18 protein-coding genes are annotated in these 19,006 nt (G+C 72.0%); 1 reads left to right on the top strand and 17 read right to left on the bottom strand.

From position 1 onward, the window contains the following. Nucleotides 1-23: 23 nt before the first annotated feature. From ACX6XY_RS04310 to ACX6XY_RS04230, 17 genes are all read right to left on the bottom strand, one after another. Complete coding sequence (locus ACX6XY_RS04310) at nt 24-1,064, bottom strand: NAD-dependent epimerase/dehydratase family protein (protein ID WP_460326517.1); 1,041 nt, start codon at nt 1,062-1,064, stop codon at nt 24-26. Nucleotides 1,065-1,174: 110 nt separating this feature from the next. Further along, nucleotides 1,175-1,594: a DUF3151 domain-containing protein gene (locus ACX6XY_RS04305; RefSeq protein WP_460326515.1), complete on the bottom strand. Its 420-nt coding sequence runs from the start codon at nt 1,592-1,594 to the stop codon at nt 1,175-1,177. A gap of 39 nt (nt 1,595-1,633) precedes the next feature. After that, the gene (locus ACX6XY_RS04300) at nt 1,634-2,872 is read right to left on the bottom strand and encodes an MFS transporter (protein ID WP_460326513.1); all 1,239 of its coding nucleotides are present in this window, start codon (nt 2,870-2,872) and stop codon (nt 1,634-1,636) included. Nucleotides 2,873-3,070: 198 nt separating this feature from the next. Continuing rightward, nucleotides 3,071-3,898 carry an isocitrate lyase/PEP mutase family protein gene (locus tag ACX6XY_RS04295; protein WP_460326771.1) on the bottom strand — a complete coding sequence of 276 codons (828 nt, stop codon included), beginning with the start codon at nt 3,896-3,898 and terminating at the stop codon, nt 3,071-3,073. Between the two features lie 208 nt (nt 3,899-4,106). After that, nucleotides 4,107-5,363, bottom strand: coding sequence for an ATP-grasp domain-containing protein (locus tag ACX6XY_RS04290; protein ID WP_460326511.1), 1,257 nt, complete (start codon nt 5,361-5,363; stop codon nt 4,107-4,109). A 28-nt stretch (nt 5,364-5,391) separates the two neighbouring features. Beyond that, the gene (ddaH, locus tag ACX6XY_RS04285; RefSeq protein WP_460326508.1) at nt 5,392-6,261 is read right to left on the bottom strand and encodes a dimethylargininase; all 870 of its coding nucleotides are present in this window, start codon (nt 6,259-6,261) and stop codon (nt 5,392-5,394) included. Between the two features lie 95 nt (nt 6,262-6,356). Further along, on the bottom strand, nt 6,357-7,514 hold the full coding sequence (locus ACX6XY_RS04280; RefSeq protein ID WP_460326506.1) for an acyl-CoA dehydrogenase family protein: 1,158 nt from the start codon (nt 7,512-7,514) through the stop codon (nt 6,357-6,359). Nucleotides 7,515-7,535: 21 nt separating this feature from the next. Further along, the gene (locus ACX6XY_RS04275) at nt 7,536-8,054 is read right to left on the bottom strand and encodes a flavin reductase family protein (protein ID WP_460326504.1); all 519 of its coding nucleotides are present in this window, start codon (nt 8,052-8,054) and stop codon (nt 7,536-7,538) included. A gap of 28 nt (nt 8,055-8,082) precedes the next feature. Next, nucleotides 8,083-9,453 carry an FAD-binding oxidoreductase gene (locus ACX6XY_RS04270; RefSeq protein WP_460326501.1) on the bottom strand — a complete coding sequence of 457 codons (1,371 nt, stop codon included), beginning with the start codon at nt 9,451-9,453 and terminating at the stop codon, nt 8,083-8,085. A gap of 1 nt (nt 9,454) precedes the next feature. Next, a complete protein-coding gene (locus ACX6XY_RS04265; RefSeq protein WP_460326498.1) occupies nt 9,455-9,856 on the bottom strand; it encodes a hypothetical protein in 402 nt (133 codons plus the stop codon). Next, complete coding sequence (locus ACX6XY_RS04260) at nt 9,853-11,151, bottom strand: ATP-grasp domain-containing protein (protein ID WP_460326496.1); 1,299 nt, start codon at nt 11,149-11,151, stop codon at nt 9,853-9,855. The genes ACX6XY_RS04265 and ACX6XY_RS04260 overlap by 4 nt, the downstream gene beginning before the upstream one ends. Before the next feature lie 59 nt (nt 11,152-11,210). After that, nucleotides 11,211-12,245 carry an NAD(P)/FAD-dependent oxidoreductase gene (locus ACX6XY_RS04255; RefSeq protein WP_460326494.1) on the bottom strand — a complete coding sequence of 345 codons (1,035 nt, stop codon included), beginning with the start codon at nt 12,243-12,245 and terminating at the stop codon, nt 11,211-11,213. Between the two features lie 22 nt (nt 12,246-12,267). Then, nucleotides 12,268-13,809 (bottom strand): class I tRNA ligase family protein, encoded by a 1,542-nt coding sequence (locus tag ACX6XY_RS04250; RefSeq protein ID WP_460326492.1) that lies wholly within the window; start codon nt 13,807-13,809, stop codon nt 12,268-12,270. Next, nucleotides 13,806-14,174 (bottom strand): cupin domain-containing protein, encoded by a 369-nt coding sequence (locus tag ACX6XY_RS04245; RefSeq protein WP_460326490.1) that lies wholly within the window; start codon nt 14,172-14,174, stop codon nt 13,806-13,808. The genes ACX6XY_RS04250 and ACX6XY_RS04245 overlap by 4 nt, the downstream gene beginning before the upstream one ends. After that, nucleotides 14,174-15,481, bottom strand: coding sequence for a SidA/IucD/PvdA family monooxygenase (locus ACX6XY_RS04240; RefSeq protein ID WP_460326488.1), 1,308 nt, complete (start codon nt 15,479-15,481; stop codon nt 14,174-14,176). The genes ACX6XY_RS04245 and ACX6XY_RS04240 overlap by 1 nt, the downstream gene beginning before the upstream one ends. Nucleotides 15,482-15,622: 141 nt before the next feature. After that, nucleotides 15,623-16,966 carry an XRE family transcriptional regulator gene (locus ACX6XY_RS04235; protein WP_460326487.1) on the bottom strand — a complete coding sequence of 448 codons (1,344 nt, stop codon included), beginning with the start codon at nt 16,964-16,966 and terminating at the stop codon, nt 15,623-15,625. 148 nt (nt 16,967-17,114) lie between these two features. Next, complete coding sequence (locus ACX6XY_RS04230; RefSeq protein ID WP_460326485.1) at nt 17,115-17,408, bottom strand: hypothetical protein; 294 nt, start codon at nt 17,406-17,408, stop codon at nt 17,115-17,117. A 382-nt stretch (nt 17,409-17,790) separates the two neighbouring features. On the opposite strand from ACX6XY_RS04230, the gene ACX6XY_RS04225 reads away from it, so the two are divergent. Next, nucleotides 17,791-18,834 (top strand): LuxR C-terminal-related transcriptional regulator, encoded by a 1,044-nt coding sequence (locus ACX6XY_RS04225; protein WP_460326483.1) that lies wholly within the window; start codon nt 17,791-17,793, stop codon nt 18,832-18,834. The last annotated feature ends 172 nt before the right edge of the window (nt 18,835-19,006 follow it).

Raw genomic sequence — 19,006 nt, 5'->3', positions numbered from 1 at the left:
GCGTGTTCCGGAAGTCCCCGCCGTCAGCGCAGCCGGGACCGGGCGAACTCCGTCATGCCCTCCTGGAATCCGACCTCCGGCTTCCAGCCCAGCTCGGCCCGAAGCCGCGCCGAGTCCGCCGTCACATGGCGGACGTCGCCGAGGCGGTACTCGCCCGTGACCACCGGATCGGGGCCGCCGTACGCCGCGGCCAGCGCCTGGGCCATCTCGCCGACCGTGTGCGGGTCCCCGCTGCCCGTGTTGTACGCCGTGAACGCCCCCGGCGGCAGTTCGTCCAGGCCGGTCAGGGCCGCCGCGTTGGCTGTCGCCACGTCCCGTACGTGGATGAAGTCCCGCCGCTGGCCGCCGTCTTCAAAGACGCGCGGCGCCTCGCCGCGGGCCAGCGCCGAGCGGAACAGCGAGGCCACACCCGCGTACGGGGTGTCGCGGGGCATGCCGGGGCCGTAGACGTTGTGGTAGCGCAGGGACACCGCGCGGCCGCCGGTGGACCGGGCCCAGGCCGCGGCCAGGTGTTCCTGGGCGAGCTTGGTGGTCGCGTACACGTTGCGCGGGTCGGTCGGGGCGTCCTCGGCCACCAGGCCGGGCCGCAGTCCCGCCCCGCAGCGGGGGCAGCGGGGCTCGAAGCGGCCCGCCGCCAGGTCGGCCGCCGCCCGCGGTCCTGGCCGGACCGCGCCGTGCCGGTCGCACGCGTAGCGGCCCTCCCCGTACACCACCATCGACCCGGCGAGCAGCAGCCTGCCCACCCCGGCCCGCGCCATCTCGGCCAGCAGCACGGCCGTGCCCAGGTCGTTGCAGCCGACGTAGTCGGGGGCGTCGGCGAAGTCCTTGCCGAGGCCGACCATCGCCGCCTGGTGGCACACCGCGTCCACGCCGCGCAGCGCCGCCGCGACGGCTTCGCGGTCCCGTACGTCCGCGATCGTCCAGGAGTGGGGAGGGTCGGGGTCCGGGGCGTGCGCGGACGGCAGGAGCGCGTCGAAGACGACTGGCTCGTGGCCGTCCGCGCTGAGTTCCGCCACGATCCGCGATCCGATGAACCCGGCGCCGCCGGTGACCAGTACCCGCATGGCAGCAGACTAGATACGCGCGGGCGTCAGGATCGCGAACCGCGCGGCTCCGTAAGGATTCCGTCATCCGCCCGGTGACCGGTGTGACCGGTGTGACCGGTGGAGACCGGCTACCGCTTCAGCTCGGCGTATGCCTCGGCGCTGCTGTCCTGGAGGAACTGCCAGCACCGCTCCGCCTCTTCCTTCTCGTTGATCTCGCCCGCGGCGCGGGCCAGGGCGGCGAGGCAGCGCAGGAATCCGCGGTTGGCCCGGTGGCTCCAGGGGATGGGGCCGTGCCCCTTCCACCCGGCCCGGCGGAGCGCGTCGAGCCCGCGGTGGTAGCCGGTGCGCGCGTACGCGTACGACTCGACCACGCGTCCGCCTTCAAAGGCGTCGTCGGCGAGCATCGCCCAGGCGAGCGAGAACGTGGGATGCTTCGCCGCGACCTCGGCTGGAGGCAGGGACTCCTCGCCGAGCAGGCGATACGCCTCCTCGTTCTCCGGCAGGTGGGTCGGGTCCGGGCCGCCGAGCAGGTTCTTGTGCGTCGTCATGCCGCCAGTCTGCCACTCGCGGGCGGGTATGCGGGACGGTCAGACGGCCTTCGGCAGATGGTCGCGCATACCGAGCTGGGCGCAGAGCGCGGCCCCGAGACCGACCGCCCCGCACAGCAGCCAGAGGCCGTCGCCGAAGCTGCCCCAGGCGAGCACGCCGAGGGTGGGGCCGATCGCCAGGCCGAGGCCGAAAGTGGCCTGGTGGGCGGCGACGTAGCGGGCCTTGACCGGCGCCGGGTAGCTGGCCGGATGGGCGAACATGGTGGGGCCGCTGACCATCACCCCGAGGACGAAGACGGCGGCGCTGAGGATGATCAGCGCGCTCGCGTCCATCACGTACCCGGCCGCGCCCAGAGCCATCAGGGCGGTGCCCGCGGCGCCGGCCACGTAGGGGCGCCAGTTCTTCACATAGCTGGTGATCTTCAGTTCGCAGGTGATCAGAATCAGCGAGGAGGCCGTGAGCACCGCGCTGTAGAGACCGGCGGGGTGGCCCTCCGCGGTGATCTTCAGCGGCAGGGCGACGGTGGACTGCACGTAGATCACCGAGCCGAGCAGCACCGAGGCCAGGAAGAGCAGGTACTTGGTGTCGCGGAACAGAACGGCGTAGGCGGAGCGTTTCTCTGCGACGGGCTCCGCCGCGTCCGCGTCCGCGTTCTCGCCGTTCCCGTCCTCGTTCTCGTTCTTGTCGGCGGCCGCGGAATCCCGCCCGGCGGGCAGCTCGGGCAGCAGGGCGAAGGCCAGGAAGGCGTAGACCGCCGCGGTTGCCGCGTCGAACCAGAAAAGCAGGTTCCAGTTGACGAGGATCAGCCCGGCGGCGATCAGCGGGCCGACGGCGGCGCCGACGTTCATCGCGAAGCGCATCATCGAGAAGGCCATCACGCGGTGTTCCTGCGGCATGAGTTCGCTCAGCATGAGCGCCGCCGCCGGGCGGTAGCACTGGGTGGCCAGACCCGCGGCGGCGACCGCGACGATCAGGACTCCGAAGAGCGAGGGGCGGCTCAGCAGGGGGACGAAGGCCAGGATCAGCGCCGAGGTCGCCATCGCCGAGACGATGGTGGCGCGCGGGCCGATCCGGTGGGTCAGCTCGCCGCCGAGCAGAGTGCCGAGTACGGCGCCGGCGCTATAGGCCGTCAGGGCCACGCCCGCGTGCCCGAAGGTCATGCCGCGCGCCGTCAGATAGAGCACCAGGAAGGTCTGTACGAAGGCGCCCATCTGGTTGATGAGCACTCCGCCCAGCAGATACCGGACCGAGTTCGGCGTAGCGCGAAGAGTGTCCAAGACGCCCAGGGGGGGCTCTTGTTGCGTCTGTTGCGTCGTACTCACGGTCTGTCCTCGATTCCTCACGTCTCGGGTTCTGCCGCTTCCCGACAGGCTCTGCCACAGCGCGGAGCGCCTCTAGGGCGCTCCGCGCTGCCGTCGGTCTCATTCCAGCGAAGCCGCGGGTTGATCGACACCGCTGGCCGGACTCTCGATCAATCAGCGGGTGAACACACTGTTGACGGCGCCGAAGTCCAGGGCGCCGTCGAGCTCTCCGTAGGTGCCCTCGGTGAGCAGCTCGGTGGCCGCGCGCTCGGCGGCCGAGTACGCGGCCTGGGTGAGGGCCGTGCCGACGCTGACCCGGCGCACACCGGCCGAGGCCAGCTCGGCGACGGCGGGCGCGCCGGGCCCGGCCATCACGTTGACCGGCAGCGGGGACTGCTTCACCAGCGCGGACAGCGTGTCCAGGTCGACCAGGCCGGGGACGAAGAGGCAGTCGGCTCCGGCGTCGGCGTACGCGGACGCCCTGGCCAGTACGTCGTCCAGGCGGGCGTCGGGCTCGCCGATCTGGAACAGGAAGACGTCGGTCCGTACGTTGAGGACCAGCTCGGGCAGCCCCGCCCGCTCGGCCGCGGCGCGGGCGGCGCGCAGCCGGTCGGCCTGCTCATCGGCGGTGAACAGCGGGCCGCCGACGGCCTTGGAGTCCTCCAGGTTCACCCCGGCCGCTCCGGCGGCGACGACCGCCTCGACGGTGGCGGCGACGTCTTCGGGCGCGGGGCCGTAGCCGCCCTCCACGTCGGCGGTGACCGGTACATCGACGGCGGCGGCGATCCGGCGCACCTGCTCGGCCATCTCGTCGCGGCTCAGCCGCTGCCCGTCGGGGTGGCCGAGCGACCAGGACACGCCGCCGCTGGTGGTGGCGACGGCCTTGGCGCCCGCACGGGCGATCAGGGCGGCGCTGCCCGCGTCCCACGCGTTCGGCAGCACGAACACCCCGTCGGCGTGCAGCGCTCGGAGTGCCTCCGCCTTGATCTTCAGGTTCTGCATCACATCAGCCTTCTTCTCGGTGGTCCGCACGGAGGTATCGGTGCGGACGATGACCAGGTCCTGCCTTCGAGGACAGTTCTTCGCGGACAAGTCTTCGCGGACAGGGCCTAGCGGGTCGCGTTCTCGGCGGTCAATGTGAGGGGCGGGATTCAGCCGAGTTCGTCGCCTCTTCAACCACCTCTTGGCGGCGGGCGGCCCGCCCGGCGGATCAGGTCCCGTTCTGACGCATCATCACCACCTTTACGGAGTCGAGCGCCTGCTCGGCGATCCGCATCGCGGCGCCGGAGGTGGCGCCGTACGCCATCACCGAGCCCGCCCGGTCCCAGGAGCTGCGCAGCTCGGCCACGGTGTCGCCGGGGCCGACCCCGACCGCGGCGTGCAGCACGCCCGGCAGCGCCTCGGCCGCGTCGACGCCGTCGACCGCGACCACCTCGCCCGGCTCGACCCGCAGAAAGCGGACCGCCGCGCCGCCGTCGGCGCGCCGCGGCAGCGGCGGGGGCTGCTCCCCGCGCATCACCGTGTAGAAGTGCCGGGCCAGGTCGATGGGGTAGGCCTTCTCGATCAGCATCGGGATGCCGTCGCCGGGGAAGCGGCCCGCGCACTCGACCAGGTACGGGACACCGTCGCTGACGATCCACTCGCAGTGCACGATGCCGCTGCCGAAGCCGACCGCGCGCAGCACCCCGGCCGTGCCGCCCTCCAGCGCGTCGGCCAGCTCCGCCGGTATGTCAGCCGGAACCAGATGGCCGAGTTCGACCGGGCGCGGGCCGGGGAAGAGGAGCTTCGCCGTGATGTTGGTGAACAGCGGCACGCCGTCCTCGACCAGCATCTCCACGCTGAACTCGGCGCCCCGCACGTACTGTTCGACCATCATCCGCAGTTCCCTCTCGCGGTCCGGGATCAGGATGCCCTCGTCCTGCGCCGCGAGGCTCTCCGTCCAGGCCTGGTCGATCTCCGCCGGGTCGTGCAGGACCATCGTACCCAGCGAGGCCTGCCGGTCAGCGGGCTTGAGCACCACCGATCCCGGATGGTCGGCCATGAAGTCACGGACGTCGTCGGGGGTTTCGACGGAGCGGGAGGCGGGGTTGCGGATCCCGGCGGCCCTGGTGACCCGGCGCAGCAGCGCCTTGTCGCGCAGGATGCGGGCGGCCCCGGAGCCCGCGCCCGGAACGCCGTACCGCTCGGCCAGGCGGGCCGCGAACGGCGTGGCGTACTCCACCAGGGGCACGACCGACAGCGGGTCGAGGTCCGGGTGGGTGTTGAAGAACTCGTCCGCCGCGCCGTCGAGTTGGTACTCCCACTCGACCAGCTCGCGCAGCATCGGGGCGTCCGCCATGGCGTCGCCGATGTGGCGCTTGCGGATCACGTCGGGCTCGTCGATCAGGATCACCGAGCCGGGGTCGAAGTCCGGGACCGAGCGCAGCACGTTCACATAGCCAACGATGATCAGAGGCCGGTTCCTCATGTCGTCACACTCCAGTCGGCGGCGGGGGTCACGGACGGGCGGGCGGGGCCGGACGGAGTTCGAGCGTGCAGCACTTGGCGCTGCCCCCGGCTTTGAGCAGCTCGGAGAGGTCGACGCCGTACGGCTCGAAGCCGCGGGCGCGCAGCTCGGCGGCGAGGCCGGTGGCGGCCTCGGGGAGGACGACGTGCCTGCCGTCGGACACGGCGTTGAGGCCGAAGACCGCGCTGTCCTCGTCGCCCGCGATGACCGCGTCGGGGAAGAGGCCGCGCAGCACGTCCCGGCTGGCGGGGGTGAAGGCCGCCGGGTTGTACATGATCTCGTCGTCGTCGAGTACGGCGAGCGCGGTGTCGAGGTGGTAGTAGCGCGGGTCGACCAGGTCCAGGCGGACGACCGGGCGTTGGAAGAACTCCTCCGCCTCGCCGTGCGCGCGGGGGTCGGTACGGAAGCCGGTGCCCGCCAGCACCGCCCGGCGGGTCGTCAGGTAGTCGCCCTCCCCCTCGTTGTGCCAGGTGGCCTGGGCGACGGTCTCGAAGCCGTTGGCCCGGAACCAGTCGAGGTAGTGCCGCGACTCGCCGTCCCGCTGCTCATAGCGGAAGCGGGCGACCAGCGCCTTGCCGTCGACCACGGTGGCGCCGTTGGCCGCGAAGACCATGTCCGGCAGGTCGGGCGCGGGCTCGATGACGTCCACTCGGTGGCCGAAGGAGACCAGCAGGTCGTGCAGCACCTCCCACTGACTCAGCGCGAGGTTGGCGGATGTGGGTTTGGCCGGATTCATCCACGGGTTGATGGAGTACCGGACGTCGTAGTGGGCGGGCGGGCACATCAGGTAGTGCCGGGTACGCGTCTGGCGGGGTGTGGCGGTGGCGGCCGAGTCGAGGGGGGCGAGCACGTCGGTCACAGGTACCTCTCTGATGGTCGTGGACGGGTCGGCGTCGTGGACGGGTCGGCGTCGTGGACGGGTCGGCGTCATGGGCGGTCAGCCATCGTGAGCGGTCAGCTGGTGATGCCCAGGCTGAGCGGGAATTCGGGCCTGCCGCCGAGGAGATGGGCGCCGCCGGACTGCAGTACGCGGTCCTGGGCGACGATGTGCTGGCACATGGTGGTGGTGTCCCGCAGCCAGCGCTCCAGCGGGCTGGACCGGTAGATGGACGAGGTCTGCATCAGGTCGTACAGCCGGGTGACGATGGAGCGGGCGGTGCGGAAGGCGTGCAGCCGGGAGAGCGGCAGCGCGGCGCGCTCGTCGGGCGTCAGGTCGTCGAGCCCGCCGCCCGCGGAGAGCACGTCCCACTGGCGGCGCAGCGCGCCGTAGACGGCGCTGCGGGTGGCGTGGAAGTCGGCCTCGCACGCGGCGATCGTGGTCTGCGTGCGCCAGTCGTCGGCCCACCGGCCGCCGGTGACGGTCTCGCGTACGTGGTCCAGCGCGGCCCGAGCCACGCCCAGCGGCACACCGGGGATGTTGCGCATGTGCACCTCGGGCTGGACCAGCGGCCCGGCGCCGCTGCGCACGGTGTCGAAGGTGAGGGCGCGCTCCTCGGGTACGAAGACGTCGGCGATCCGGTAGTCGCGACTGCCGCTTCCGGCGAGGCCCGTGGTGTGCCAGGTGTCCAGGACCTCGACCTGTTCGCGCGGCACCATCAGCAGCCGGGAGTCCTGCGGTCCTTCGGCGGGCTCGGGGCGGCCCTCGTTGAAGATGAAGGCGCCGGAGATGACCCAGTCGGCGTGGTCGACGCCGCTGCCGAACTGCCAGCGGCCGCTGAGCCGGTAGCCGCCGGGGGCACGGTCGGCCCGGCCGGAGGGGAAGAGCAGTCCCGCGGTGACCATGTCCAGGCTGGGGAACATCTCCTTGGCCACCGGCTCGTCCAGGAACGAGGCGTAGAGGCCGGTGTCCATGCCGATCATCGCGCACCAGCCGGCCGAGGCGTCGCCGTACGCGATGGCCTCGATCACCTCGGTCTGCTCGATCGAGGTGAGTTCGGGCCCGCCCCACTCGCGGCTGAAGCCCATCCGGAACACCCCGGCCGCGCGCAGCAGTTCGACCACGTCGTCGGGCAGCCGACGCGCTCGCTCGATCTCCTCGGAGCGCTCGCGCAGCCGCGGGGCGAGCGCCCTGGCGCGGGCGAGGATCTCGGCTCCGTCCGGCGTACTGGTCATCTGACTGTTCCTCTCTGGGTGTCACGAAGGTGTGGATCGACCGGCCGCGGGGGCGTGTTCGAGCACCTGGAAGCGGCCGTGCAGGAAGACCAGGGCGGGTTCGGGGGCGCGGACACCGGTGGCGACCACTTCGCCGATGACCATCGTGTGGTCGCCGACGTCGAAGCTGGCCCACAGGACGCACTCCAGCCAGTTCTGGGCGTCGAGCACCAGGGCGCCGGTGTGCTCGGCTGGCGTGGCGGGCAGGGCCGCCACGTCGGCGGCGCGGGCGGCGCGGTCCTTCGCGAAGCGGCGCGCCGCGTCGGTCGCACCGCCGTCGAGGATCGAGACCGCCCACTTCTTGGTCTGCAACAGGTCCTCCAAGAAGGCGGACTCGTTGCGCAGGCACACCGATACCAGCGGCGGTTCGAGCGAGACCGAGGTCAGCGAGTTGATCGTCACCGCGTCGTGGCGCCTGCCGTCCTTCCCGTCCACGTAGGTCGTCGCGACGCACACGCCGGTCGCGAAGCTCCGCATGACGGCACGCAGATCGAGCAGCACGGGGGTCCCTTCCTCTGGCGGACAGGGCCTAGACGGCCTGGGGGAAACGGAAGAAGCGGCCGGGGTCGTAGCGGCGCTTGATCGCGCGCAGGCGCTCCAGGTTCGGGCCGTGGTAGGCCGGGCCGAAGTCGTCCAACTCCGGGTCGGTGAAGTTGACGTACGCGCCAGGACCGGCGAAGTCGCCCATGGATGCGTAGAGTTCGGCGAGCCAGTCCAGGTTGTCGCGCACCGTGCTCGCGCTGTCCTCGGTGCTCCAGGAGGTGTCCATGGACACCAGGAAGAGCGCGTCGCGGTGCGGGAAGGCGGTGGCCGTGGGCGGGACGCGGTTGATCGCGCCGCCCCAGGTGAACAGCGCGACTCCGGCGCCGTCCGGATTGCCCGCGCCGGGCCACTTGTCCAGCATGGCCAGGATGGTGGCCACCCCGGCCTCGGGCAGCGGCCCGGAGACCGTCCGGGTGCGGACGGCGAACGGGTCGGCCGACGTGTTGTGGTGCAGGTAGTCCTTGGCCTCCCAGTAGGTGCGGTCCTCGATGTCCGCCCGGTACGGCGCGGCCACCGCGAGCGCGGGCGCCAGCATCCGGCGCAGCTCGTCGGCGGGCCCCAGGTGCTGGCCGACCATCGAGACCACGCCCGGCCCGCCGGGCACCCGGTTGACGCCGATCCGGGCGGCGAACTCGTCCGGGGCGTCCCGCATGATCTCCTGCGCCTTCGCGAGTACCGGGGCCGCGTCCTCCCAGTGCCACAGCAGCAGACAGGTGGAGCTCGCCACCGTGGGCCGGGTGCGGAAGGTGAAGGAGGTGTTGACGCCGAAGTTGCCGCCACCGCCGCCCCGGCAGGCCCAGAACAGATCGGCGTTCCGCCGTTCGTCGCAGGTCAGCACCGAGCCGTCGGCGAGTACCAGCTCGGTCTCCACCAGCGAGTCGCAGGTGAGCCCGAAGGCGCGGGAGACCGCGGCCACGCCGCCGCCGAGGGTGAGCCCGGCCACCGACACGTCGTCGGAGTTGCCCAGCGGGATCGCCAGGTCGTGCTCCCGCAGTACGGCGTAGAGCTTGCCCATCCGGGTGCCCGCGCCGACGGTGACCAGGCCGGTCGCCCGGTCGACCACCACCTCGTCCAGGGCGCGCAGGTCCAGTACGAGGCCGGTGCTGACGGAGTTTCCGGCGTAGCTGTGACCGCCGCCGCGGCAGACCAGCGGCACATCGGCGGCGCGGGCCCAGGCGATCGCCGCGACCACGTCTGCGGTGTCGGCCGCCGAGACCACGACGGCCGGGGTGACGTCGGCGAACCGCTTGTTGAAGGGCTGGCTGGCCTCGGCGAAGCCCGCCTCTCCGGGGCGGCGGACCCGGCCGGTGATCCGGCTCTCCAGTTCGGCGTACTGGCGGGACGTCAGAGCTGTCATCTCAGCGCACTTCCTCAAGGTAGGAGACTCCGCGCGCGGCGTGCGGGCCGTAGCGCTCCCACTCCTCGCGGAGCAGCAGCCGGCCGTCCGCTCCGCGCTCGGGGGTGTTCACGGTCCGGCCCGTGACGACCTCGCCTCCGGTCAGCACCAGCGTGTAGCCGAGCAGCAGGGTGCCGTCCGGGCCGCGGGTGCCGCCCACGAAGCCGCGGCGCACCGGTCCGCCCGTGAACTCCGACCAGACCAGGTCGCCGCTCTGGCGGTAGGAGGCGATGACACCGTCACCGCCGTCGATCTTGCGGAAGCGCCGTCCGTCGTAGTCGATGGGTACCCGGTCGGTGGGTACCCGGTCGGTGGGTACCCGGTCGGTGGGTACCCGGTCGGTGGGTATGCGGTCGGTGGTCATGCGTCCACGTCCAGCAGTCCGGCGGGCATCTCCAGGCTGGTCCCGGCCTTCTTGGGGGCCAGTGGTTCGACGTCCAGGGCGACCAGCGCGCTCGCCGCGGCGAGGCGTTCGTCGCAGGCCTGGAGGGTTTCGGCGGCGCAGACCACGAAGGAGTGGCGGGCGATGTAGCCGCCGGGCGGCAGCCGCAGCTCGGTGCCGGGCTCGGCCATCGCGGCCGCGGTGATCAGTCCGGGCGCCTCGTCGGGCACCGCGACCGACCGCACCACCGAGTCCCGCGGCGGGTAGCCGAAGCGTATTCCGGCGACCGAACACCGCTGCCGCCCGGTCTCCGGCCTGCGGCCCAGGGCGAGGTCGACCAGCACCTCGCCGGGGTCGACGCCGGTGGCGGTCTTTCCCAGGAAGGGGATCAGATCGCCGCCGAGCCGGCCGTTGATCTCGATGATCAGCGGGCCGTGTTCGGTGAGCTTCACCTCCGCGTGGGTGATGCCGTTCTCCACGCCGAGCACCCGGTGGGCCCGGTCCAGGGCGTCCATCAGCGCCTCGTCGGCCAGCAGCGGGTCGGCCGCGTCCACCAGGTGGCCGAGCTCCTCGAAATACGGGTGGTGGCCGGTCTGTTTGCGGGCGACGAACATCGGCAGGTACTCGCCCTTGAAGACGGCCGCGTCCACGCTGATCTCGGGGCCCGGCGCGTACCCCTCGACGAGCGCCCCGCCCCGGAACGGGTCGTCGCCGATCAGGCTGGCGTCCGACGCGGTCCGGTAGGCGGCGTCCAACTCGGCCTCGTCGGCGGCGAGTACGACGCCCATGCTGGCGCCGAGCGCCCGCGGCTTGACCACCACGGGGTAGCCGATCCGGGCGGCGGCGGCCCGCGCCTCGGCCACCGTGGCGGTCATCGCGAAGCCGGGTTGGATCAGTCCGGCCTCGGTGAGCAGGGACCGCGTACGGTGCTTGTCGCGGCAGCCGTGCACGCCCGCCCTGCTCAGGCCGGGCACCCCGAACTCGTCGGCGAGTTCGGCGGCGGGCATGACCAGCGGCTCGTCCCAGCAGAGCACGCCGACGACCCTGCGGCGGGCGGCGATCTCACGGGCCGTCGCGGCCAGCAGCTCGTGGTCGAAGACGTTGACCACGGTGATCTCGTCGAAGTACTCGTGCTGCCAGGTGGGGTTGATGTTGTTGATCAGAATCAGCTTCAGGCCCGCCTGCCGGGCCCGCCGCGCGACCGAACTGACCAGGTACTCGCGGTACAGCCGCAGACCGCTGCCGATGACCAGCAGCGCACTGTCGGCGTCGCTCACGGTCACTCTTCTCTCCGCCACGGTGGCTCTCCTCTCCGCTCGGCGGGATGGACGGAAGCTCACAGTTCCTCGACGGCCCGGACGATCCGGTCCGCCACCAGGGGCGCGGTGCGGAAGCCGTCGCCGCCGCTGGCGGTACGGGCCCAGGCCGCGGGCCCGATCCGCCGCAGATGGGCCTCGCCGGTGTCGGCGTCCACCAGGTAGTGGCAGCGCTTGACGGCCTTCACCTGATAGCGCTCGGCGTCGGTCACCACCGACTCGGCCATGATCTGCTCGGCGAACGGCGCCTCGTCCTCGTCGAGCCGGTCGGTCAGTCCGTCCACCTTCCGGCAGACGGTGTGGGTGCTGACCTTCAGCAGCGCCCCGCCGCCCGACGGCAGCAGCCAGGCCCGCCCCTCGCTGCCCAGCTGGCCCGCGCTGGGCGCGTCGTTCCACCACTTGGCCAGCTCGGGCGGCGGCTTGAGGTAGACCATGGTCTGCCGGAGCAGCACCATCGGCAGGTCGACCAGCTCCCTGGACCACGGGCCGGTGGCGATCAGCACCAGATCGCCACCGATCACCTCGCCGTCGGCCAGCACCGCCTTCGCCGCGTCGCCGTGCACCCGCGTGACCTCCTGCCAGGGCCGCAGCGTCACCTCGGGCCTGCGGACCAGCCACTGGGTCACCGCCCACAGCACGTGGTCGGCCAGCAGCACCCCCGCGTCGTGCTCCAGCACGCCCACCGAGTCGGCGGGGAAGCGGATATGCGGAAAGTCGGCGGGCCCGACGACCGTGATCGGCAGGTTGGCGGTGGCGGCCACCCGCGCGATCTCGTCGGCCCGCGCCGCCGGCCAGGCCGTCAGCGCGCCCACCCGGCGGTAGACAGCGCTGCCCAGCAGCTCCTCCAGCTCCAGCCAGCGCCAGTGGGCTCCGGCCAGCCGGCGGCTGGCGTCCAGGTCGTCCGGGTCGAGGGACCGGACCGCCCGGTGCTGGTCGTAGGAGGTGGACTCCGGATTGGGGATGGCCCCCCGGTCCACCACCGTCACCTGGTGACCGGCCCGCACACACCGCACCGCGGTGAGCAGTCCGGTGGCCCCGGCCCCCACGATCAGCACATGTCGCGCCCCGGACCTCATGTCACACCGCCCCGCCGCTCAGCCGGGGCAGGCGGCGGGGAGTGATCCCCGTCTGCTCGGCGACGGCCCGGATCGACGCGTCCGGGAGTGCCTGCTCGGCGAGGTCGATCAGGATCGGCGCCGCGCAGCGCAGTACCACATCGACCTGGTGGCAGAAGTCGCCCGCGTCCGCCTCGGCGACCTCCCACTCGGCGAGCCTGGCCAGCTGGTCGGCGAGCGCCTCGGCCGCCCGGTTCAGGCTGAAGGAGCGCAGCTCGTACGCGGCGGCGAAGCGCTGGACGATCCGCGCGGCCGCGGCGCGGGAGCGCTCCGAGACCGGGAGTTCGCCCCGGCCCGCCCAGCGCTCCGCCTTCCGTGTGATCCGGTTCCACGGCTGGACGAGCCGGGTGTCGGTGACCCGCTCCAGCGCGCCCCGGCTGAAGTCGGTGCGCTGGAACTCCGGGCTGGTGGCGGCGAGATGGAAGCGGATCAGATCGCGGGGCAGCTCGGCGGTCAGCTCCCGGACGCCGACCACATGGCCTCGGCTGGTGGAGAACTTCTGGTTGTCCAGCTCGTAGAACTCGTTGGTGACGAACTGGTCGGGCAGCCGGTACCGGCCCTCGTAGGCCAGCAGCATCGCGAGCCCGGCGACCGCGAACGGGAAGGTGTTGTCGAAGCCGAGGAAGTAGACCACTTCCGACTCGGCCTCGGGCGACCAGAGTTCGTCCAGCGCGGCCAGCTCGGCGCCCCGCGCCTCGGCGGAGACGGCGGTGGTGTAGATGCTCCACGCCATGGTCTCCGCGTTGGCGTTGATCACCTGTCCGGGGGTCTCCGGGAAGGGCGCGGGGATGCCCCAGGAGATCGGATAGGTGATCTGGAAGTCCGGCAGCGGCCGGGCGAGCAGATCCTGGACGGCCTGCGCCATGTGCGGGCGCAGCAGCGGCGCGCGGCGGTCGAAGTACGCGCGCAGCCGCTCGCGGTACTCCTCCGTCGGCAGCACCAGTACGTCGGCCTCGCGCCGCTCCAGCACGTCCTCGGGGTGCAGGGTGGAACGCGGGTCGATCAGCTCGCCGGCGGCGATCGGGTGGCCGCAGCTCTCGCACAGTCCGGCGCAGCCGTCGGCGAGGCAGTGCGGGCAGCCGCCGCGGACATGGCCGTCGACGAGGAACTCGCCGGTGCGCGGGGAGTACGGCAGCGTGACGGTGCGCCGCGCCAGCTTGCCGCGGGCGTGCAGGCCGCTCATGAACTCCGCCACCCAGGAGGTGAACCGCCGCTCGTCACCGGTGTAGCCGTCGATGCCGATGCCCAGTGCGGACAGCGACTTCGCCACGTCTCCGGCCGACCGGGCCACCATCTCGCGTGCGGTGATGCCCAGTCGGTGCGCGGTGGTCACCACATAGGTCTGGGTGTCCTGCACGCCGGTGCCGAACAGCACCTCCCGGCCGGCCGAGCGGGCGTAGCGGGTGTGCACGTCGGCGGCCAGGAAGGGGCCCGCCAGGTGCCCCAGATGCAGGTCCCCGTTGGCGGTGGGCGCCGGGGAGATCACCACGGTGCGTTGGGTCATGTCGGCTCCCCCTCATGGCGGGTGACGAACCGGGCGGACATGTCGGTGTCCCACCAGATGCCGTAGAACTCGAAGTCCTCGTCCGAGTCGTTGACCACCTTGTGGCGGCTGCCTGGGACCAGGTGGGCGATGTCCCCGGCGGCGAAGGGGGCGCTGTCGTCGTCGACCACCAGGGTCGACGCGCCCCGTATGGCGATGAAGATCTCGTACTCGTGGTGCGCGTGCGCGGTGGACTCCTCGCCCGGCGCGACCACGCACCAGGCCCCCTCGAAGGGCGCGTTGAGGGCTGGCCAGGGCAGCAGGCGCTCGGACGCGATGCCGTAGGCGCGGGTCAGACCCGCCCGGTTGAGGCTGCGGATGTCCATCAGGCCGCTCGCGCGGTCGAGACGGCCGAAGCGGTCGAGGCCGCTGAGGCGGTACGGCGGTCGAGCAGGTCGCCGAGTATGTCGCGCGAGCGGTGGGCGAGCACGCTGAGCAGCGAGTCCGCGATGCCGTGCGTGGCCTCGTTGACGCCTTGCAGATAGAGCGCGCCGTGCGCGGGCTCGCCGAGGTCGACCCGGTAGCGGCGGTCGACCACGATCTCGTCCAGGCCGACCTGGTCGGCCAGAGTCCGCACCAGGGCGGGCATCTCGGGTTCGTAGCCGGTGCCGAGCAGCACCAGGTCGCAGCGGAGCTGCTCGACCTTCCCCGTCTTGCGGTCGTGCAGGTCCAGGACCACCTCGTCGCCGTCGACGCGCGCGCCGACGATGTCGGTCATGACGCGGGTCTCGGAACGCTCGGCGCCGTACAGCCGCTGCCGGTAGAGCATCGAGTAGAGCTCGTCGAGGAAGGGCTCGGCCAGGCCCGCGTAGTTGGTCTGGCGCATCTCCGCCAGGATCTGGCCGCGCGCCTCGGGCGAGGTCTGGTGGAACTCGTCGATGAACGACGGGAAGAACAGCTCGTTGGTGAACTTGCTGGTCTGGTAGTTCTGCAGACCGATCGAGCGCATCACCAGCGTGGGCTTGCTGAGCGGCAGGTCCTCGTGCACGGCCATGAACATCTCGGCCGCGCTCTGCGCACCGCCCACCACGACGACCCGGCTTCGGCGGTCCGTCGGCTGGTCGACGATGCGCTCGCGGTAACGGCTGCTGTGGATCACCTTGTCCGCCGGCAGGCCGCGGAAGACGTCGGGCACGCGCGCGTCGCGGCCCATGCCGACCACCAGGTCACGGCAGCTGACGGTGTCGCCGTCGGCGAGCGTGACCGTCCAGCCGTCGATGGTTCCGTCCTTGGCGCGACGCACGTCGATCCGCTCGCCTCGGGCGTTGCAGCGAATTCCCACGTGCTCCAGGGAGTCGGCCACCCAGGACAGGTAGTCCGATATCTCCTTTCGGTACGGATGGAAAGTGCCCATGTTGGCGAATTCGTCCATGCGTCCCTGGCTGTTGAGATAGCTCAGGAAGGAGAAACGGCTCTGCGGATTCCGCAGCGTCACCAGGTCCTTGAGAAAGGAAACCTGGCTGCGCACCCACGGCAGGAGCAGATTACGCTGCCATTTGACGTCCTCGTACTGCTCCAGGACCAGCGTGTTCCGGGCCAGCTCGTGGGCGCCGGACTCCTCGACCGCGACCGCCAGTGCCAGATTCGACGGGCCCGCTCCGATGGCCAGGACCTCGACCTCTTGGTCAGTCATATTCACCCCGGTTCTCGCGAACTGCTTCCGTACTTCGGTAATCAGAAGTACATCCGACGGAACTGTTGATCGAAAGAGCTAATCAACGGAGACAATCAAAGAGCGACCGTTGCCTCGCGGCCATCCGCGCGCGGCCGTCGCTTAATCGAGAAGGAGCAGTTGACGGTCGATTTCCTGGTCGTACGGCGGGCCGCCCCAGGACGGGCCGTGCCCTGTGCCGTGCCCCGGTCCCTGCCCCGGTCCGAGCGGCCGACGGTGGTACCGGTCCGCCACGAACGCGCGGACCAGCGGGTCCAGCCGGTACTCGCCGACGCGGTCACCCCTGCGCAGCATCCCGGCCTCGGCCAGCTCCTCGATCAGCTCGTCCTCGACCGGCACGGCCGAGCCGTCGCCCGCGTACGTCCCGGAACCCTCGGGCGGGGAATCGGCCAGGCGGTCGAGCAGCTCCCTCGCCCGCTCGTCCACGCGCCGGTAGGCCGAAGCCAGCGAGTCGCGGACGGAGAGGTCGCCGATCCGCAGCCAGTCGAGCAGCACGCCGGGCTCGCTCAGCCGACGGGTCACCCGGCACAGCGGCACATCCGGCCGGGCGGCGAGCTTGCGCGTCGCGATGTCCAGGGCGAGCGGCAGATCGCCGCACAGCTCGGCGAGCAGGTCGCACTCGACCGGCTCCGTCAGGGCCCGGTCCGGCAGCCCGGCGGCGATCATGGCGAGGGAGTCGCTCCGGCGCAGCACTTCCAGCCGCAGTCTGTCCACACCGCACAGACCCCACAGCGGGGTCCGGCTGACCACGATGGTGACACTGCGGCGGCTTTCGGCCAGCAGCGGCCGCACCTGGCGCTCGCACACCACGTTCTCCAGCAGCACCGTCAGCCCGCGCTCGGCCAGCAGCGACCGGTACAGCCCGGCCCGCTGCTCGGCGACGCGGGACAGTTGGCCAGCGGGCACGCCCAGCGCCCGCAGGAAGCCGTCGACCACGGCCTGGGTGTCGGGCCCGCCGTGGCTGAGCGGCCCGAAGTCCGCGTAGAGCTGGCCGTCGGGGGCCGCGGCGTCGTGCGCGTAACGCAGCGCCAGCTCGCTCTTGCCGACCCCGGCCGGACCGCTGATCACCACCGGGGCGGTCGAAGGCGCGCGGAGCAGCCGCAGCTCCTCGGTCCTGCTGACGAAGCCGGACGGCCGCAGCGGCAACTGGGCGGGTCTCGGCAGGGAGTGACAGCTCGCGGGCTGCGCGGCCGCCGTCTCGTCGTCCCGGCCGGACACCTCCCGCCAGCGTCGGCGCCAAGCCTCCGCGTCGCCGCCGCACGCCGCCACATAGGCGAGCGTGACCTGGAGCGTCGGCAGCCGATGGCCGCTCGCCGCGCTCGACAGCACGGAGGGCGAGAACATCGCGGACCTCGCCATGTCGCGATACGTGGGACTCCCCGCTTCCAGCCTCAGCTGGCGGAGTCCGCTCGCGAACTCCGCGAGCGGCCCGCCGGAGGTGTCCACAGGCCTCTCCGGTCTCCCCATCGTGATCCCCTGATCGGTCATCCGGAGACGCGGGCGAGTTCGTCGCATGCGGGTGGCGCGAGAACTCCCCCTCGTCCCCTGGAGGTTGTCCGCAAATCGATGACGGTGGTCATGTCGATGACGGTGGTCATGCCGACGGATTCAGCAGCGTGCACCGCGCGACGGTCCAGCCCGCGAGCACGGGGGCCGTGCGGCTCACCCGTCGGCAGAGTCCGCGGGCCGAGCGCACCGCCCGTTGTCCGTCCGTCGATCCGACGAACAGAACCAGGCCGATTCCCGTGGCGCCGACGCGCGCACGGAGGTGTTCCAGACGGTCTTCACGGCGGGCCAGCGGCCAGAAGACCTCCTGCACGAGCGAGGCGGTCGGCCAGTCCGTCCCGGCCGCGGCCGACGGCACCAGCTCGACCTCGATCATGTACACGGTCCGCCTCCCAGACCACCGAGGATCGGCCGGGCGTCGAGCGCCCTGTGTGAACAGTGCGGTTCATGACAGGCCCCTCCTTCGGACGGGATCTCTGGGCCTCTGGACGTCTGACGGCGAGCTCTCGGGACCCCTCCGGTTTCGGCCAGGCCCCGCTCGCACCTCAAGAATCCAGCCCGACCCGTGCGCTGTCACCGTCTCAGCCATGGCGCGAACCGTCCTGGCAGGATGCTGCCCGGTCCCGCCATCACCCCTCTCACCTGGCCTTATACCGATATCAAACCGGCGGCCAGGCATTCCCATACCCCGGCTTCGTACGTTCCTTTTCAGTCGGCGCGGATGAGACGTCACGCTGCTCGCTCCGCCACTTCCTGGAGGTTCGATGCTTGATGCTCTGGGCCTGGCGCCCACCGCCGAGACGGTCTACCGTCTCGTCCTCGACGAGCCGACCTGGGGAGTCAGGGAACTCTCCGCCCATCTCGCCTGGCCCGAGGAGGCCGTACGCGAGGCGCTGGACACCCTCGCGGATCTGCGGTTGCTCCATCCGGGCAAGGGCTCACCCAGCCAATTGCGCCCCGTCAGGCCGGAGTTGGGTCTGTCGGCGCTGCTCTCCAGCCACGAGAGCGAACTCCGCGAGCGGCAGCGGCAGATCGAGGCCAGCCGGGCCGCGGTGGCCGCGTTCGCCGCCCAGTACACCCCGCGTCGCGAGTACGTCGCCGACGTGGTGGAACGGCACGAAGGCCCCGACGCCGTACGCGGACGCCTGCGGCAGCTCGTGCGGTCGGCGCACCGGGAGTGCCTGTCGTTCCTGCCGGGCGGCGCGCGGACACCCGACGCCCCGCACGCCAGAGACGCCATACACGCCCCGCACGCCCCGCACGCCAGGGACGCCGTGGACGCCCTGGCCGCCAGCGAGCCGCTCGACCGGCAGGCTCTGGAACGCGGCGTGGTACTGCGCGGCGTCTACCAGGAGAGCGTCCGCAACGACCCGTCCGCCGCGCGGCACGTGCGACGGCTCGCCGCTCTCGGCGGCGATGTCCGTACCGTTCCCGCGCTGCCGATGTTCCTGGTCATCGTCGACCAGCAGACCGCACTCGTCCCGCTGGACCCGGCCGACGGCCGCGCGGGAGCCCTGGAACTGCGCAGCCCCGGCACGGTGGCCGCGATGACGGCGCTGTTCGAGCAGATCTGGTCCGTCGGCGTGCCGTGGGGGAACGAGACGCCCCGCGACGGCCACGGCCTGTCTCCGCGGGAACAGGAGCTGCTCCGGCTGCTGGCGGTCGGCCACACCGACGAGATCGCCAGCCGACGGCTCGGGGTCTCGCTGCGCACCGTACGCCGGACGGCCTCCGACCTGATGGCCCGGCTCGGGGCGCGCAGCCGCTTCGAGGCGGGGGCACGCGCGGAACGGCGGGGCTGGCTCTGAGCGGAACAGCCGGGCTGGCCCTGAGCGGAACGGCCGGGCTGGCTGTGACACGAGGCCGAGGCGAGGCCCGGGGCCCCCCCCCGGGGGGGCCCGGGCGCCCCCCCGGGCCCGCGTGCCCCCGTGGGTTCGTTATTCGGGGGGGCGGGGGGCGCCGCGCCCCCCCCCCCCCGGG

The organism is Streptomyces sp. O3 (assembly GCF_054788135.1).
Note: the sequence above shows the minus strand (reverse complement) of the source record. Positions and strands in the feature narration are given on the sequence as shown.

Coding starts and splice junctions, on each gene's coding strand:
- ACX6XY_RS04290 (WP_460326511.1), bottom strand. CDS start 5,363: ATGAGGAACCGGCCTCTGATCATCGTTGGCTATGTGAACGTGCTGCGC.
- ACX6XY_RS04265 (WP_460326498.1), bottom strand. CDS start 9,856: ATGACCACCGACCGCATACCCACCGACCGGGTACCCACCGACCGGGTA.
- ACX6XY_RS04295 (WP_460326771.1), bottom strand. CDS start 3,898: ATGCAGAACCTGAAGATCAAGGCGGAGGCACTCCGAGCGCTGCACGCC.
- ACX6XY_RS04250 (WP_460326492.1), bottom strand. CDS start 13,809: ATGACCCAACGCACCGTGGTGATCTCCCCGGCGCCCACCGCCAACGGG.
- ACX6XY_RS04225 (WP_460326483.1), top strand. CDS start 17,791: ATGCTTGATGCTCTGGGCCTGGCGCCCACCGCCGAGACGGTCTACCGT.
- ACX6XY_RS04310 (WP_460326517.1), bottom strand. CDS start 1,064: ATGCGGGTACTGGTCACCGGCGGCGCCGGGTTCATCGGATCGCGGATC.
- ACX6XY_RS04305 (WP_460326515.1), bottom strand. CDS start 1,594: ATGACGACGCACAAGAACCTGCTCGGCGGCCCGGACCCGACCCACCTG.
- ACX6XY_RS04280 (WP_460326506.1), bottom strand. CDS start 7,514: ATGACCAGTACGCCGGACGGAGCCGAGATCCTCGCCCGCGCCAGGGCG.
- ACX6XY_RS04240 (WP_460326488.1), bottom strand. CDS start 15,481: ATGACTGACCAAGAGGTCGAGGTCCTGGCCATCGGAGCGGGCCCGTCG.
- ACX6XY_RS04245 (WP_460326490.1), bottom strand. CDS start 14,174: ATGGACATCCGCAGCCTCAACCGGGCGGGTCTGACCCGCGCCTACGGC.
- ACX6XY_RS04270 (WP_460326501.1), bottom strand. CDS start 9,453: ATGACAGCTCTGACGTCCCGCCAGTACGCCGAACTGGAGAGCCGGATC.